Genomic DNA, 14,163 nt, shown 5'->3' with positions numbered 1-14,163 from the left:
CATGGAACGCTTCAACGCCAAGGATCTGGCACGCGCGGTGAGCGCCGGGGTGCTGCAACCCGGCCAGGACCGCGCCCTGCTCGACTTCCTGCGCCAGCAACCGCAAACCGCCAGCAGCTTCCAGTTGGCCCACGTCGCCTTCTACTTTGGCGCGCTTTTGATCATGGGCGCCATGGGCTGGCTGATGACCCTGGCGTGGATGACCATCGGCGATGTCGCGCTGCTGGCCGTTGCGTTGCTCTATATCATCGCCATTACGCTCTACGCCCTGGCCCTGCAACGGCGCCAGCAACCCATTGCGGCCGGGGTGCTTGCCGCGGTGGCGGTCAGTATCGTGCCACTGGCGGTGTTCGCCTTGCAGCGCCTGGTCGGCTGGTGGCCAATGGACGACGGGCAAAGCAACTATCAGCAGTACTACACCTACGTGCAGGGCGGCTGGCTGGCGATGGAAGCGGCAACCGTGCTGGCGGGTTTGCTGATGCTGCGGCTTATCCCGTTTCCGTTCATTGTCATGCCGGTAGCCGTGGCGTTGTGGTTCATGTCCATGGACCTGACCGAATGGCTGCATGGCGGGCTGTACAGTTGGGAGCAGCGCCGCACCGTGTCGCTATGGTTCGGCCTTGGCCTGCTGGCCGTCTTCATCGGCGTCGATGGCCGCACCGAACGCGACTATGCCTTCTGGGGTTACCTGGCCGGGCTTGCTGCGTTCTGGGGCGGGCTCACCCTGATGGACAGCGGCAGCGAGTGGGGCAAGCTGTTCTACTGCCTGATCAACCTGGGCCTGATGGCACTGGCCGTGCTGCTGCGCAGGCCGGTATTCATGGTGTTTGGTGCGATGGGCGTGGCCGCCTACCTCGGTTATCTGTCCTACGAGGTATTTGCCGACTCATTGCTGTTCCCGCTGGTACTGACTGTGATCGGCCTGGGCGTGATTGCCTTGGGCATGCAGTACCAGAAACGCCGTGAGGCGCTAAGCACCCGCTTGCGCAGCACCTTGCCGGCAGGCCTGTTGCGCCTGCTGCCGGCGCTGCAACGATGATGCGCAGGCTGGCGATACGCGCATTGCAGAGCCTGGGGCTGATCCCCGTGGCCTATTTGTTCGTCTGTTTGATGAGTGCAGGTTTCGGCCACTCGTTCAGCCTTGCGCTACCCGAGGTTGCCGCGCCCGACGGCAGCAGCGTGGTCGAACTGCTGTTGTTTACCGTGCCCGGGCAACTGCTGTTCGTGCTTCTGGCCTGCTTCTTCAGCAAGCGCCACTGGCTATTGGCAGGGTTCGCGCTATGCGCCACGCTGACCGCATGGCTGCAATGCCTGTTATTCGCCGATGCATTCGGCAACACCTGGAGCAGCGCAGAAATCGCCGGCTTGCTGGGTTACAACCTGCCATGGCTACTGGTGGCACTCGCCCCAGGCCTGGCATTGCTGCTAGTGACCGAGCGTAGCTACAGCGCCTGACCAACCGCCAGGCGCTGTCACCCCTCAGCCGAGTTCGACGATCTCGTAACCGTGGGTCACTTCAACCCCGGCGCGCTCAAGCATGATCGACGCCGAGCAGTATTTCTCGGCCGACAGTTCAACGGCACGCTTGACCTGCGCTTCCTTCAACCCACGGCCCTTGACCACGAAGTTGAGGTGGATCTTGGTGAACACCTTGGGCTCTTCGCCAGCGCGCTCGGCCTCAAGGAAGGCTTCGCAGCTTTCGACTGCCTGGCGCGACTTCTTCAGGATGCTGACCACGTCGAAGCTGCTGCAACCGCCAAGGCCGAGCAGGAGCATTTCCATGGGGCGCACGCCAAGGTTACGCCCCCCTGCTTCGGGCGGGCCGTCCATGACCACGACATGGCCGCTACCCGACTCACCGAGAAACATCGCGTCACCGGCCCACTGGATACGTGCCTTCATCTACCCGGACTCCACATTTCGTAAAAGGGTGCCAGCTTAGACCTGTTGAGCCTGTCGGAAAAGCTCAAGACGCAGCGCTTTGATGCCGATACTTGGTGAGCCGTCTGATAAGCTGGCGCCAATTGACTGGCGGGTCCGCCAGACAGCGCCCTAACAGCCCTTGCGTAGCATCAAACAGGATTTCCTGATGTTCTCCCCAGTCCTTCCCGCCAAGATCAAGAACATCGACAGGCTGCTGGCGCATTGCCAGCGCCGGCGCTATGCCGCCAAGAGCAATATCATCTGCGCAGGCGACCGGGCCGAAACCCTGTCGTTCATCATCAAAGGCTCGGTCACCATCCTGATCGAGGACGATGATGGCCGCGAAATGATCATCGCCTATCTGAACAGCGGCGATTTCTTCGGCGAGCTGGGCTTGTTCGAGCCAGTCGGTCAGGAACACCAGCGCAGCGCCTGGGTGCGGGCCAAGACAGAATGCGAAGTGGCTGAAATCAGCTACGACAAATTCCGCGAGTTGGGCCGCCAGGAGCCGGACATTCTCTACGCTCTGGGCGCGCAGATGGCCCAGCGCCTGCGCAACACCACGCGCAAGGTCGGCGACCTGGCCTTCTTCGATGTCACCGGGCGCGTCGCGCGCTGCCTGCTTGACCTATGCAAGCAGCCCGATGCCATGACCCACCCCGACGGCATGCAAATCAAGATTACCCGCCAGGAAATCGGGCGCATCGTCGGGTGTTCACGCGAGATGGTCGGCCGCGTCCTCAAAGACCTCGAAGAACGCAACCTGGTACAGGTCAAGGGCAAGACCATGGTGGTCTACGGCACCCGTTAATCGGCGGGTAACGCCGCGATTACCTGCGCATAAGCCTGCGACAGCCGCTCGAACCAAGGCACTGCAGGCGCCACTTCGTGCAGGGCGATGTGGCTGTCGGCGCGGCAGCGCTGTTCAATCGTGCAGCATTCGTTGAACCGGTTGACCGCCGCCACCATCGACTCACGCTCGTTGTCCAGCAACAGCGCGCCATGCACCAGCACCACAGGCCGCTTGCCCCCTAGCCCCTGGCGCCAGCGCTGGGCGGTGCCCACCAGTTTGCGGCCATTGAGGTTGACGTTGTAACGGCCGTCGCAGAAGGCGCCGTCGATTTCGCCCACCGAGGCCACGCCACCCCACTCGCGCAGCACATCGCACAGCGGCAGGCATAGCCGTTCGTAGGCGTTTTCGATGCGCCCATGATCACCTTCGCTGCGCGGCGCTACATACACCAACGCCACGTTGACCGTGGCAGGGGATTGCGGCACCGGCTCGCCGCCGGTTTCGCGCAGCAGTATTGGCCATCCGGCAATCGCAAGCTCGGTGCAGGCGGCTTCGAAGTTATCCAACCGGCTCATGCGCCGCGGCATCACCAGGGCATGGTCGGTGGGGCGCCAGAACAGCACGCCGGCGCCACGTTCGCCGCGGCAGACGGCGGCCAGCAGATCCTGCTCGGCTTGCAAGCCCTGCTCGACGGTCAGGGCCAGGGGTTGATCGGTCATTGATCCACCTGTGATGTTGGGTGTGGCGGCCGCATCGCTTTGCGTGGGAGCGGGCTTGCCTCGCGATGCGGCCGCTACGGGCATGAAAAAGCCGGCACACAGGCCGGCTTGGTTTCGATCAGTCCAGTGGCTGAACGGTCTTCTTCATTAGTTCTGGGAAGAACAACCGCTGTAGCTCAAGCCCCGGCTGCTCGGCACGCATGAATGCCTCACCGACCAGGAACGAGTACACGTCGTTGATTTCCATCAGCTCGACGTCTGCGCGGTTGAGGATGCCACTCTCGGTAATGGCCAGGCGATCACGCGGGATGCGCGGCAGCAGGTCGAGGGTGGTTTCCAGGCTGACATCGAAGGTGTGGAGGTTGCGGTTGTTGACGCCGACCAACGGGGTATCAAGGGTCTTCAACGCCCGCTCCAGCTCATCGCCGTCGTGCACTTCTACCAGCACATCGAGGCCGACGTCCTTGGCGGTGGCGGCCAGCTCGGCCATTTTCACGTCATCCAGCGCCGAGACGATCAGCAACACACAGTCGGCGCCCAAGGCGCGGGCTTCGATGATCTGGTACGGGTCAACCATGAAGTCCTTGCGGATAACCGGCAGCGATACCGCAGCGCGGGCCTGCTGCAGGTACTCGTCGGCCCCTTGGAAGTAGTCCACATCGGTCAGCACCGACAGGCAGGTGGCCCCGCCCTTTTCGTAACTGACGGCGATCTCGGCCGGCACGAAGTTTTCGCGGATCACGCCCTTGCTTGGCGAGGCCTTCTTGATTTCGGCGATCACTGCCGGCTTCTTGCGCTTGGCCTGCTCGATCAGCGCATTGGCAAAACCCCGTGGCGCATCGGCGGCACGTGTCAGGCGCTCGAGCTCGGCCAGGCTGACCCGCGCACTGCGCTCTGCCACTTCCTGGAACTTGCGGGCGATGATCCTCTCCAGCACCGTCGGGACACTCATGCTTCGTTCTCCACCTTGAATACCGCAGTAAAGGCGCCCAGCTCCTGCATTTTTTCCCAGGCCAACCCTGTGTGCAGTACATCGTGGGCCAGTTCAACGCCCTGGGCCAGGGTCATTGCATGGTCGGCAGCGTACAACGCAGCGCCGGCATTGAGCACGATCATTTCGGCGGCCTTCTGGCCGTTTTCGGTCTTGCGCCGGCCCAGTGCATCGCGAATCAGTTCCAGCGACGCCTGCGGGGTTTCTACCGCAAGCCCGTGCAGGCTCTGGCTCTTCATGCCGAGGTCTTCGGGCTCGACCCAATACTCGGTGATTTCGCCTTTTTTCAGCTCGGCCACAAAGGTCGGCGCAGCCAGGCTGAACTCGTCCAGGCCATCTTTGGAATGCACCACCAGCACATGCTTGCTGCCCAGGCGCTGCAGCACCTCAGCCAGCGGGCGGCACAGGGCCTGGCTGAACACGCCCACCACCTGGTGCTTCACCCCAGCCGGATTCGTAAGCGGGCCGAGCATGTTGAACAGGGTACGCAGACCCAGGTCACGGCGCGGGCCGGCGGCGTATTTCATGGCGCTGTGGTGGGTCTGGGCGAACATGAAGCCGATGTTCAGGCTATCGATACAGCGGCCCACCTGCACCGGCGTCAGGTTCAGGTAGATGCCAGCAGCTTCCAGCAGGTCGGCGCTGCCGCTCTTGCCCGAGACCGCGCGGTTGCCATGCTTGGCAACGGTACAGCCCGCAGCTGCCAGCACGAATGCGGAAGCTGTGGAAACGTTGAAAATGTTGGCGCCATCGCCGCCGGTGCCGACAATGTCGACCACCCCGTCGAGGCTCTTGAGCTCGACCTTGGCCGCCAGCTCGCGCATCACCGACACCGCGCCGACGATTTCGTCGATGCTCTCGCTCTTCATGCGCATGCCCATCAGGAAGGCGCCGATCTGCGCCTCGCTGCATTGGCCGGTCATGATCTGGCGCATCACATCGCGCATTTCCTCGGTGGTCAGGTCCAACTGGCCGACAATACGGCTCAATGCAGTCTTGATATCCATATTCGTTCCTTAACGGCGGCCGCCGGTCTGCTTGAGGAAATTGGCGAACAGCTCGTGGCCCTGCTCGGTAAGAATCGATTCGGGGTGGAACTGCACCCCTTCTATATTCAGCGTCTTGTGGCGCAGCCCCATGATCTCGTCGACCGAGCCATCGGCGTGGGCGGTCCAGGCGGTCACTTCCAGGCAATCGGGCAGCGTCTGGCGCTTGACCACCAGCGAATGGTAGCGGGTCACGGTCAGTGGGTTGTTCAGCCCCTCGAACACGCCCAGGTCGCGGTGCACCACCGGGCTGGTCTTGCCGTGCATCACCTGGCGCGCACGCACCACGTCGCCGCCAAAGGCCTGGCCGATGGATTGGTGGCCCAGGCACACGCCAAGAATGGGCAGTTTGCCAGCAAAGTGCAGGATCGCCTCGATGGACACCCCCGCTTCACTCGGCGTGCACGGGCCGGGGGACACCACGATGCGCTCGGGGTTGAGGGCTTCGATCTGCGCGATGGTCATCTCGTCATTGCGGATGACCTTGACCTCTGCACCCAGCTCGCCGAGGTATTGCACGACGTTGTAGGTGAAGGAGTCGTAGTTGTCGATCATCAGTAGCATGTGGAACGGACCTCTTGAATACGGGGGAATCCACGGGCGCCGATTCGGCCCCCGGGTCATGGACCACAGCCTGATCAGCCCTTGGCGGTCTGTTCGGCGAGGGCCACCGCGCGGAACATCGCCCGGCGCTTGTTGATGGTTTCTTCCCACTCCAGTGCCGGCACCGAGTCGGCGACAATCCCGCCCCCGGCCTGCACGTGGAGCTCGCCGTCCTTGATCACCGCAGTGCGGATGGCGATAGCGGTATCCATGTTGCCGTTCCAGGCCAGGTAGCCGACGGCGCCACCGTAGACGCCGCGTTTGACCGGTTCCAGCTCGTCGATGATTTCCATGGCGCGGATTTTCGGCGCACCCGACAGGGTACCGGCCGGTAAAATCGCACGCAGCGCATCCATGGCCGTCAGCCCTTCGCGCAACTGGCCGGTGACGTTGGACACAATGTGCATCACGTTGGAGTAGCGCTCGATGACCATCTTCTCGGTCAGGCGCACGCTGCCGGTGGCCGACACCCGGCCAACGTCGTTGCGGCCCAGGTCGATCAGCATCAGGTGCTCGGCGATTTCCTTGTCGTCGGACAGCAGGTCGTCTTCCAGGGCGCGGTCAGCCTCTTCGGTAGCGCCACGCGGGCGGGTGCCGGCGATGGGGCGCACGGTGACCAGGTTATCCTCGACACGCACCAGCACTTCTGGCGAGCTGCCCACCACGTGGAAGTCGCCAAAATTGAAGAAGTACATGTACGGCGTCGGGTTGAAGCAACGCAGGGCGCGGTACAGGTCGATGGGCGCCGAGGCGAAGTCGATCGACATGCGCTGCGATGGCACCACTTGCATGCAGTCGCCCGCCAGGATGTATTCCTTGATGCGGCCAACGGCGTTTTCGTAATCGTCGCGGGTGTAGCTTGAGCGGAACTCAGGCTCGGCCGCCTGTGGGCCGCCGAGGTCCAGGCCGCGGCGCGGGGTAATCGGCTGGCGCAGCTTTTCAAGCAAGCCCTGCAGTTGCGCCTGGCCCTGTTCGAAGGCCTGGGCATCGCTTGGGTCCGCCAGCACGATGGCGTGCATCTTGCCAGCCAGGTTGTCGAACACCACCACCGCATCCGACACCATCAGCAGGATATCGGGCACGCCCAGCGGGTCGGGGTTGGGGCAAGCGCCAAGGCGTTTTTCCACATAGCGCACGCAGTCGTAGCCGAAGTAGCCGACCAGCCCGCCATTGAACCGCGGCAGGCCGGGGATATCGGCCACTTTGTAACGGTCCTTGAACGCCTCGACAAAGGCCAGCGGGTCTTCTACATCATGGCTTTCGACCTCGACGCCGTCCTGCAAAATGCTGACGTGGTAGCCATGCACCCGCAATACGGTGCGCGATGGCAAGCCGATCATCGAGTAGCGCCCCCATTTCTCGCCGCCCTGCACGGATTCGAGCAGGTACGAGTTGGGTTGGTCGGCAAGCTTCAGGTAGATCGACAGCGGCGTGTCGAAGTCGGCCAGGGTTTCACAGGCCAAAGGGATGCGGTTATAGCCGGCAGCGGCCAGGCGCAGGAATTCTTCGCGGGTCATGGGTAGCCTCGTGGCAAGCAGCAATGGGGTCAGGCAAGCGGACGGGCCGGCAGGCGCCGGCGGGCAACAGTCAGGCGCGCCAGCGCCAACGGGCCAGGGCCTTGATGACTTTCATCCAGAATTTGCCGGTAACCACCACGTCGTTGTCTCTGCTGTGCGGGGCTTGAAGGTCCGCCAACGTTATCCCAGTGTCGGTGACTACGCAACCAGGCAGCAGCAGGCGCAGGTCACTGAGCACCAGGTTGGGGTCTTCTTCGGCGATTGGGCGGCCATGATTGTAGCCATAGCTCAGCCCTACGCACTGCACCCCGGCCGCCTTGGCCGCCAGCACATCACTGCGCGAATCGCCGACGAACAGCGCCTCGGCAGGCGCCACGCCGGCCATTTGCATGACAAACAGCAGCGCCGCCGGGTCGGGTTTTTTCTGCGCCAGGGTGTCGCCACCGATGATCCAGCGAAAATGCCGGCCGATTTTCATCTGGTCGAGCAACGGCGCAACGAAGCGCTCAGGCTTGTTGGTGATCAGCGCCATCTCCACGCCCTGCTTGCTCAGCCAGCGCAGGGTGTCGAGCACACCGGGGTAGACCACGGTGTGCTCATGGCTTTGGGCATAGGCCTCCATGAACAGCGCCAGCGCCCGCTCGGCCAGCTCGTCATCGACCTGGTCGTGGTCGATGCTGCCGGCCAGGGCGCGACGCACCAGCACCTGGGCGCCATTGCCAACCCACTGACGCACCGCGTCAAGGCCGGCCGGCGGGCGCCCGAGTTCGAGCAGCATGCGGTCGACAGCTACGGCCAGGTCAGGGACTGAATCGATCAGGGTGCCATCCAGATCGAACATCACCAGCCTGGGCAGCGTCCCCGGGAACAGCTGCTCGAAGCCGCTCATGGGCGGGCCAGAGCCAGTTCGGCGCGCATTTTGTCGATTACTTCCTTGTAGTCCGGGGCGTTGAAGATCGCCGAGCCGGCCACGAAGGTATCGGCGCCTGCGGCGGCGATTTCGCGGATGTTGCCGACGTTGACGCCGCCATCGATCTCGAGGCGAATGTCGCGGCCACTGGCATCGATCAGCGCGCGGGCTTCGCGCAGCTTGTCGAGGGTGCCGGGGATGAACTTCTGCCCGCCAAAGCCTGGGTTGACGCTCATCAGCAGGACCATGTCGACCTTGTCCATCACGTACTTCAGGGCATCCAGGCTGGTGGCCGGGTTGAACACCAGGCCGGCTTTGCAGCCGCCGTCACGGATCAACTGCAGCGAGCGGTCGATGTGCTGGCTGGCTTCGGGGTGGAAGGTGATGTAGGTGGCGCCGGCTTCGATGAAGTCGCCAATGATGCGATCGACCGGGCTGACCATCAGGTGCACGTCGATAGGGGCGGTGACGCCGTATTTGCGCAGGGCGGTACAGACCATCGGGCCGATGGTCAGGTTGGGGACATAGTGGTTGTCCATGACATCGAAGTGAACGATGTCGGCCCCATCGGCCAGAACCTTGTCGACTTCCGCGCCCAGGCGGGCGAAGTCGGCAGAAAGGATGGAGGGGGCAATAGCGTAGGGCTGCATGGCGCACCTGTTGGGCAGAATCACGGTGGCGCGCATTGTAACTCAGGCAAAGCGATGAGGGCTGATTGGTATCAAGGGTGTGCGGCAGCCCCCACATTTTTCATGCTGCCTGCCCTGGCCTCATCGCAGGCTGGCGCCAGCTCCGACGCAGGCCGTGCTCAACCGCAACATTGCTGGTTGGACCCAATCCTGAGGGAAATGATAGAGAGTCGTGGCGAGCGGGCTTGCCCCGCGTTGGGCTGCGCAGCAGCCCTGAAAACCAAGGGGCTGCTGCGCAGCCCAACGCGGGGCAAGCCCGCTCGCCACAAGGAGATATGGCTGGCGAAAACAGGGTTGTACAAAACCATAGAGTCTCCCACAGGAATCTGGGCCAGACCTCGGTATTGCTGCTGTGCGCGGCCTCTGTGGGAGCTGGCGCCAGCCTGCGATGAGGCCAGCGCGGGTAACCAGCGTTCAGCCGGGTTGCTGGGTACGCAGTTTTTCACTGCGCCCCCGCAACCATTCAAGCGTCAGCAGCAACACCACCGAAAACGCGATCAACAAGGTAGCCGCCGCCGCGATGGTCGGGCTGAGGTTCTCGCGGATACCGCTGAACATCTGCCGTGGCAGGGTCGCCTGCTCGGGGCCGGCCAGGAACAGGGTCACCACCACCTCATCGAACGAGGTGGCAAAGGCGAACAGCGCCCCGGAGATCACCCCCGGCGCAATCAGCGGCAATGTCACCCGACGAAACGCCAGCAGCGGCGAGGCGCCCAGGCTGGCCGCGGCCCGTACCAGGTTGTAGTTGAAGCCCTGCAAGGTCGCCGACACGGTAATGATCACAAACGGCACACCCAGCACGGCATGCACCAGAATCAGCGAGGCAAAGCTGTTGCCCATGCCCAGCGGCGCGAAGAACAGGTAGCTGGCCACACCAATGATCACCACCGGCACCACCATGGGCGAAATCACCAGCGCCATCACCAGCGACTTGCCGGGGAAGTCGCCGCGGGTCAGGCCGATAGCGGCCAGCGTACCGAAGACCATGGCCAGCACCGTCGCCGCCGGGGCGACGATGATGCTGTTCTTCAGGGCGCGCATCCATTCCGCCGAGGCGAAGAAGTCTTGATACCAGTGCAGCGAGAAGCCCTGCAGCGGATACACCAGGAAACTGCCGCTGTTGAACGAAAGCGGGATGATCACCAGCACCGGCAGCACCAGGAACAGCAGAATCAGGCCACACAGAATGCGCAGGGTGTAGAACCACACCCGCTCTACGGGCGACATGTAGGGGCTCAGCATGACAAGGCTCCTCAGCTCAGGCGCAGGCGGCTGGCGCCGACCAGCCAGCTATAGATCAGGTACAGCAGCACGGTGGCCAGCAGCAGCAACCCGCCGAGCGCGGTCGCCATGCCCCAGTTGATGCTGGTGTTGGTGTAGAAGGCCACGAAGTAGCTGACCATCTGGTCGTTGGGGCTGCCCAGCAGTGCCGGGGTGATGTAGTAGCCGATGGCCAGAATGAACACCAGCAGGCAGCCAGCACCCACCCCTGCGTAAGTCTGCGGGAAGTACACCCGCCAGAAGCTTGCGAACGGGTGGCAGCCCAGCGAGATCGCGGCGCGCATGTAGCTGGGCGAAATGCCCTTCATCACGCTGTACAGCGGCAGGATCATGAACGGCAGCAGAATGTGCACCATCGAGATGTACACACCCGTGCGGTTGAACACCAACTCCAGCGGCTGGTCGATGATGCCCATCGCCATCAGCGCACTGTTGATCAGCCCGCCGGACTGCAACAGCACGATCCACGCCGCCACCCGCACCAGAATCGAGGTCCAGAACGGCAGCAGCACAAGAATCATCAGCAGGTTGCTCTGCCGGGTCGGCAGGTTGGCCAGCAGGTACGCCAGCGGGTAGGCCAGCACCAGGCAGATGGCGGTGATCACCACCCCCATCCACAGGGTCCGGGCGAAGATATCCAGGTAAATGGCCTGGTCAGGCGTGGTCTTGGCCAGTTCGCCAAGGTCGTCGATCCGGTGATCGACCGACGCCAGCAGGTAGAACGGCGTGACGCTGCTGGTGTTGCGGCGAATCGCCTGCCAGTAGGCTGGGTCGCCCCAGCGCTCATCGATGCTCTGCAGGGCTTCTTTATAAGAGGCAGGCTCGACCTTGAACGGCAGCGCCCGGGCGGTCTTGGCCAGCAGGCTGCGGTAGCCGGCCAGCTCCATGTTCAGGCGCTTGGACAGGTCGCCCAAGGTCTGGTTCTTGCGCGATTCGGCAAGGTCTTCGCTCAAGGCCTTGTACACAGGCTCCGCGGGCAGGCTCTTGCCATCCCACTGCGCCACGGCCTCGACAGTGCGCGGCAGGCCGGCGACCACCTCGGGGTTGCCGATGCTCTTGTACAACAGCGCCGCAATCGGCACCAGGAACACCAGCAAAAGGAACAGCGCCAACGGCGCGATCAACGCCTGGGCCTTCCAGCGGTTGACCCGCTCGGCATGCTTGAGGCGCTGCTTGAGGCTTTTACCTGCGCCGTCGTTGAGGGGCACTGCAATGGCCATGGCGAACTCCGGAATTCGGGAAAACGGCGGGCGCCAGCCACACGGCCGGCGCCCCACGGGCGTGTGTTACTTCTTCGCAGCCCAGGCGTTGAAGCGTTGCTCCAGCTGTTCGCTGTTGTCGGCCCAGAAGGCCACGTCGATCTGCACCTGGTTGGCGATGTTCTCAGGCGTGGTCGGCATGTCTTTCTTCACCTCATCGGCCAGCAGCGGCACAGCCTTGGTGTTGGCCGGGCCGTAGGCGATGTTCTCGGAGTAGATCTTCTGCTGCTCGGGCGCCACGCTGTAGGCGATGAACTTCTTCGCCTCTTCGGCGTTCTTGGCGCCTTTCGGGATGGCCCAGGCATCGAAGTCGTAGATGCCGCCGTTCCACACCACCTTGAGGTTGCTTTCTTTCTGCACGGCGGCGATGCGGCCGTTGTAGGCAGAACTCATGACCACGTCACCCGAGGCCAGGTACTGCGGCGGCTGGGCGCCAGCTTCCCACCACTGGATGCTGGCCTTGAGCTGGTCGAGCTTCTTGAAGGCGCGGTCCACGCCGTCTTTGGTGCCCAGCACCTGGTAGACATCCTTCGGCGCCACGCCGTCGGCCATCAGCGCGAATTCCAGGGTGTACTTGGCGCCCTTGCGCAGGCCGCGCTTGCCAGGGAATTTCTTGGTGTCCCAGAAATCAGCCCAACTGGTGGGTGCGGTCTTGAGCTTGTCGGCGTTATAGGCCAGCACGGTGGACCAGACGAAGAAGCCGACGCCGCAGGGCTGGATAGCACCCTTGACGTAGTCGCTCTCGTTGCCGAACAGCGCAGGGTCGAGCTCTTCGAACATGCCCTCGTCGCAACCCCGTGCCAGCTCCGGCGACTCGACTTCGACCAGGTTCCAGGACACGCTCTTGGTGTCGACCATGGCTTTGATCTTGGCCATCTCGCCGTTGTACTCACCGGCGACGATCTTGCCTTTGCCCGCCTTTTCCCACGGCTCGTAGAACGCCTTGACCTGGGCCGCCTTGTTGGCACCGCCGAACGAAATTACCGTGAGGTCCGCAGCCAGGGCTTGGCCTGCGGTTACCAGGCCAAGGGCCAGGGCGGTCAGTTTCAACTGCTTGCGCATTATTGTTCTCTCCACAGTACAGGGTTGGTGAAGCAATCGATCAGTGGGCTTCGGCAATCGGATCGAGCGCGCGGGCGTGCTCCACCTCCCAGCCCAGCGGTACCACATCGCCCACAGCCAGCGCCGGGTCGAGCTCGGCGATTGGCTGCTTGACGAAGAAATCGGCCTTGCCGCAGACCTCAAGGCGCACGCGCACGTGGTCGCCCAGGTAGATGAATTCGGCCACTCGGCCCGAGAAGCGGTTGACGCAGCTTTCGCTGTGGCCGTTAAGGCGCACACGCTCGGGGCGCACCGACAGCGTGACCGGCTCGCCGGCCTTGCCGACGTTTACTGCCAAGGCCTCGACCCGCTCGCCACGCGGCAACTGCACCTGGCAACGCGTACCGTCGCTGGCAAGCAACGTGCCGTTGATGCGGTTGTTCTCGCCGATGAAGTTAGCCACGAAGGTATTGCACGGCTCTTCGTAGAGGGTGCGGGGGTCGGCAATCTGCTGAATTTCGCCCTGGTGGAACACCGCAACGCGGTCGGACATGGTCAGCGCCTCGCCCTGGTCGTGGGTCACGTACACCACAGTGACGCCCAGGCGCTGGTGGATATGCTTGATTTCCATCTGCATGTGTTCGCGCAGTTGTTTGTCCAGCGCACCCAGAGGTTCGTCCATCAGCACCAACTGCGGCTCGAACACCAGCGCACGGGCCAACGCCACGCGCTGCTGCTGTCCACCGGAAAGCTGGCCCGGGTAGCGCTTGGCGAAGGCGTCGAGCTGGACCATGCCCAGCACGCGCTTGACCCGCTCGCTGATGTCGGTCTTGCTCAGGTTGCGCACGCTCAGCGGAAACGCCAGGTTCTCGGCAACCGTCATGTGCGGGAACAGCGCGTAGTTCTGGAACACCATGCCGATGTCGCGCTTGTGCGGCGGCACGTTGTTGATCGAGCGCCCGTCCAGCAGGATCTCGCCAGCGGTGGGGGTCTCGAAGCCGGCCAGCATCATCAGGCTGGTGGTCTTGCCGGAGCCCGAGGGGCCGAGCAAGGTCAGGAACTCGCCTTTGCGAATGTCCAGGTTGAGGTCTTTGACGATCAGCGATTCGCCGTCGTAGCTCTTCTGCACACCACGGAAGCTGACCAGCGTCTCGTTCGAATTCGCCTCGCTCATGCCCTGCACCTTCTTGTTGGAATGACTGCGTAGGCACTAGCGTAGAAGAGGCGTAAAACCCCGGAAATCGGGGGCGCTGAGAGAATGTCATCAGCCAGATGGAAGACTTGCTGTAGGGCAATCCCTACACAGATGACGCTTTCAGATCACCACTTCAGGCTTCTGGGGGAGATTCTCTGGTTTTGTACAAGCCTGTTCTGGCCAGGCATATCTAATT

The 14,163-nt window shown here is 63.1% G+C and carries 15 protein-coding genes; 3 read left to right on the top strand and 12 right to left on the bottom strand.

Features of this window, described 5'->3' with window-relative positions:
• Position 1: 1 nt before the first annotated feature.
• Together HU719_RS14445 and HU719_RS14440 are read left to right on the top strand one after the other, a co-directional pair.
• Positions 2-1,039 carry a DUF2157 domain-containing protein gene (locus tag HU719_RS14445; RefSeq protein ID WP_186537213.1) on the top strand — a complete coding sequence of 346 codons (1,038 nt, stop codon included), beginning with the start codon at positions 2-4 and terminating at the stop codon, positions 1,037-1,039.
• Positions 1,036-1,455: a hypothetical protein gene (locus tag HU719_RS14440; protein ID WP_186537212.1), complete on the top strand. Its 420-nt coding sequence runs from the start codon at positions 1,036-1,038 to the stop codon at positions 1,453-1,455. Before HU719_RS14445 ends, HU719_RS14440 begins: the two co-directional genes overlap by 4 nt.
• A 24-nt stretch (positions 1,456-1,479) precedes the next feature.
• Here the strand turns inward: HU719_RS14440 and HU719_RS14435 are convergent, their stop codons facing one another.
• Positions 1,480-1,902, bottom strand: coding sequence for an OsmC family protein (locus HU719_RS14435; RefSeq protein ID WP_186522458.1), 423 nt, complete (start codon positions 1,900-1,902; stop codon positions 1,480-1,482).
• A gap of 187 nt (positions 1,903-2,089) precedes the next feature.
• Here HU719_RS14435 and crp point away from each other — a divergent pair, with 187 nt between their 5' ends.
• Positions 2,090-2,734, top strand: a complete 645-nt coding sequence (crp, locus tag HU719_RS14430) for a cAMP-activated global transcriptional regulator CRP (RefSeq protein ID WP_186522457.1) — start codon at positions 2,090-2,092, stop codon at positions 2,732-2,734.
• Here the strand turns inward: crp and HU719_RS14425 are convergent.
• The 11 genes from HU719_RS14425 to HU719_RS14375 form a co-directional block, all read right to left on the bottom strand.
• Positions 2,731-3,435 (bottom strand): lipoate--protein ligase family protein, encoded by a 705-nt coding sequence (locus tag HU719_RS14425; protein ID WP_186537211.1) that lies wholly within the window; start codon positions 3,433-3,435, stop codon positions 2,731-2,733. The two genes, crp and HU719_RS14425, sit on opposite strands and share 4 nt — an antisense overlap.
• A 118-nt stretch (positions 3,436-3,553) precedes the next feature.
• On the bottom strand, positions 3,554-4,387 hold the full coding sequence (gene trpC / locus HU719_RS14420; protein WP_186537210.1) for an indole-3-glycerol phosphate synthase TrpC: 834 nt from the start codon (positions 4,385-4,387) through the stop codon (positions 3,554-3,556).
• Positions 4,384-5,433 carry an anthranilate phosphoribosyltransferase gene (gene trpD, locus HU719_RS14415; protein ID WP_186522454.1) on the bottom strand — a complete coding sequence of 350 codons (1,050 nt, stop codon included), beginning with the start codon at positions 5,431-5,433 and terminating at the stop codon, positions 4,384-4,386. The genes trpC and trpD overlap by 4 nt, the downstream gene beginning before the upstream one ends.
• 9 nt (positions 5,434-5,442) lie before the next feature.
• A complete protein-coding gene (locus HU719_RS14410) occupies positions 5,443-6,036 on the bottom strand; it encodes an aminodeoxychorismate/anthranilate synthase component II (RefSeq protein ID WP_186522453.1) in 594 nt (197 codons plus the stop codon).
• Positions 6,037-6,110: 74 nt separating this feature from the next.
• Positions 6,111-7,592 carry an anthranilate synthase component I gene (trpE, locus tag HU719_RS14405; RefSeq protein WP_186522452.1) on the bottom strand — a complete coding sequence of 494 codons (1,482 nt, stop codon included), beginning with the start codon at positions 7,590-7,592 and terminating at the stop codon, positions 6,111-6,113.
• A gap of 70 nt (positions 7,593-7,662) precedes the next feature.
• A complete protein-coding gene (locus HU719_RS14400) occupies positions 7,663-8,481 on the bottom strand; it encodes a phosphoglycolate phosphatase (protein WP_186537209.1) in 819 nt (272 codons plus the stop codon).
• Entirely contained in the window at positions 8,478-9,152 is a 675-nt protein-coding gene (rpe, locus tag HU719_RS14395; RefSeq protein WP_186522450.1) for a ribulose-phosphate 3-epimerase, read from the bottom strand. The genes HU719_RS14400 and rpe overlap by 4 nt, the downstream gene beginning before the upstream one ends.
• Positions 9,153-9,605: 453 nt before the next feature.
• Positions 9,606-10,433, bottom strand: coding sequence for an ABC transporter permease (locus HU719_RS14390; RefSeq protein WP_186523555.1), 828 nt, complete (start codon positions 10,431-10,433; stop codon positions 9,606-9,608).
• 11 nt (positions 10,434-10,444) lie between these two features.
• The gene (locus HU719_RS14385; RefSeq protein ID WP_186535128.1) at positions 10,445-11,692 is read right to left on the bottom strand and encodes an ABC transporter permease; all 1,248 of its coding nucleotides are present in this window, start codon (positions 11,690-11,692) and stop codon (positions 10,445-10,447) included.
• A gap of 66 nt (positions 11,693-11,758) precedes the next feature.
• Positions 11,759-12,793, bottom strand: coding sequence for an ABC transporter substrate-binding protein (locus HU719_RS14380; protein WP_186523559.1), 1,035 nt, complete (start codon positions 12,791-12,793; stop codon positions 11,759-11,761).
• A gap of 40 nt (positions 12,794-12,833) precedes the next feature.
• Entirely contained in the window at positions 12,834-13,946 is a 1,113-nt protein-coding gene (locus HU719_RS14375; protein ID WP_186523560.1) for an ABC transporter ATP-binding protein, read from the bottom strand.
• Positions 13,947-14,163 lie beyond the last annotated feature (217 nt).

The organism is Pseudomonas farsensis (assembly GCF_014268805.2).
In the GTDB taxonomy this organism is placed as follows: Bacteria; Pseudomonadota; Gammaproteobacteria; order Pseudomonadales; family Pseudomonadaceae; genus Aquipseudomonas; species Aquipseudomonas farsensis.
Note: the sequence above shows the minus strand (reverse complement) of the source record. Positions and strands in the feature narration are given on the sequence as shown.

Coding starts and splice junctions, on each gene's coding strand:
- crp (WP_186522457.1), top strand. CDS start 2,090: ATGTTCTCCCCAGTCCTTCCCGCCAAGATCAAGAACATCGACAGGCTG.
- HU719_RS14410 (WP_186522453.1), bottom strand. CDS start 6,036: ATGCTACTGATGATCGACAACTACGACTCCTTCACCTACAACGTCGTG.
- HU719_RS14380 (WP_186523559.1), bottom strand. CDS start 12,793: ATGCGCAAGCAGTTGAAACTGACCGCCCTGGCCCTTGGCCTGGTAACC.
- HU719_RS14400 (WP_186537209.1), bottom strand. CDS start 8,481: ATGAGCGGCTTCGAGCAGCTGTTCCCGGGGACGCTGCCCAGGCTGGTG.
- rpe (WP_186522450.1), bottom strand. CDS start 9,152: ATGCAGCCCTACGCTATTGCCCCCTCCATCCTTTCTGCCGACTTCGCC.
- HU719_RS14375 (WP_186523560.1), bottom strand. CDS start 13,946: ATGAGCGAGGCGAATTCGAACGAGACGCTGGTCAGCTTCCGTGGTGTG.
- HU719_RS14425 (WP_186537211.1), bottom strand. CDS start 3,435: ATGACCGATCAACCCCTGGCCCTGACCGTCGAGCAGGGCTTGCAAGCC.
- HU719_RS14390 (WP_186523555.1), bottom strand. CDS start 10,433: ATGCTGAGCCCCTACATGTCGCCCGTAGAGCGGGTGTGGTTCTACACC.
- trpC (WP_186537210.1), bottom strand. CDS start 4,387: ATGAGTGTCCCGACGGTGCTGGAGAGGATCATCGCCCGCAAGTTCCAG.
- trpE (WP_186522452.1), bottom strand. CDS start 7,592: ATGACCCGCGAAGAATTCCTGCGCCTGGCCGCTGCCGGCTATAACCGC.
- HU719_RS14445 (WP_186537213.1), top strand. CDS start 2: ATGGAACGCTTCAACGCCAAGGATCTGGCACGCGCGGTGAGCGCCGGG.
- HU719_RS14435 (WP_186522458.1), bottom strand. CDS start 1,902: ATGAAGGCACGTATCCAGTGGGCCGGTGACGCGATGTTTCTCGGTGAG.
- HU719_RS14385 (WP_186535128.1), bottom strand. CDS start 11,692: ATGGCCATTGCAGTGCCCCTCAACGACGGCGCAGGTAAAAGCCTCAAG.
- trpD (WP_186522454.1), bottom strand. CDS start 5,433: ATGGATATCAAGACTGCATTGAGCCGTATTGTCGGCCAGTTGGACCTG.
- HU719_RS14440 (WP_186537212.1), top strand. CDS start 1,036: ATGATGCGCAGGCTGGCGATACGCGCATTGCAGAGCCTGGGGCTGATC.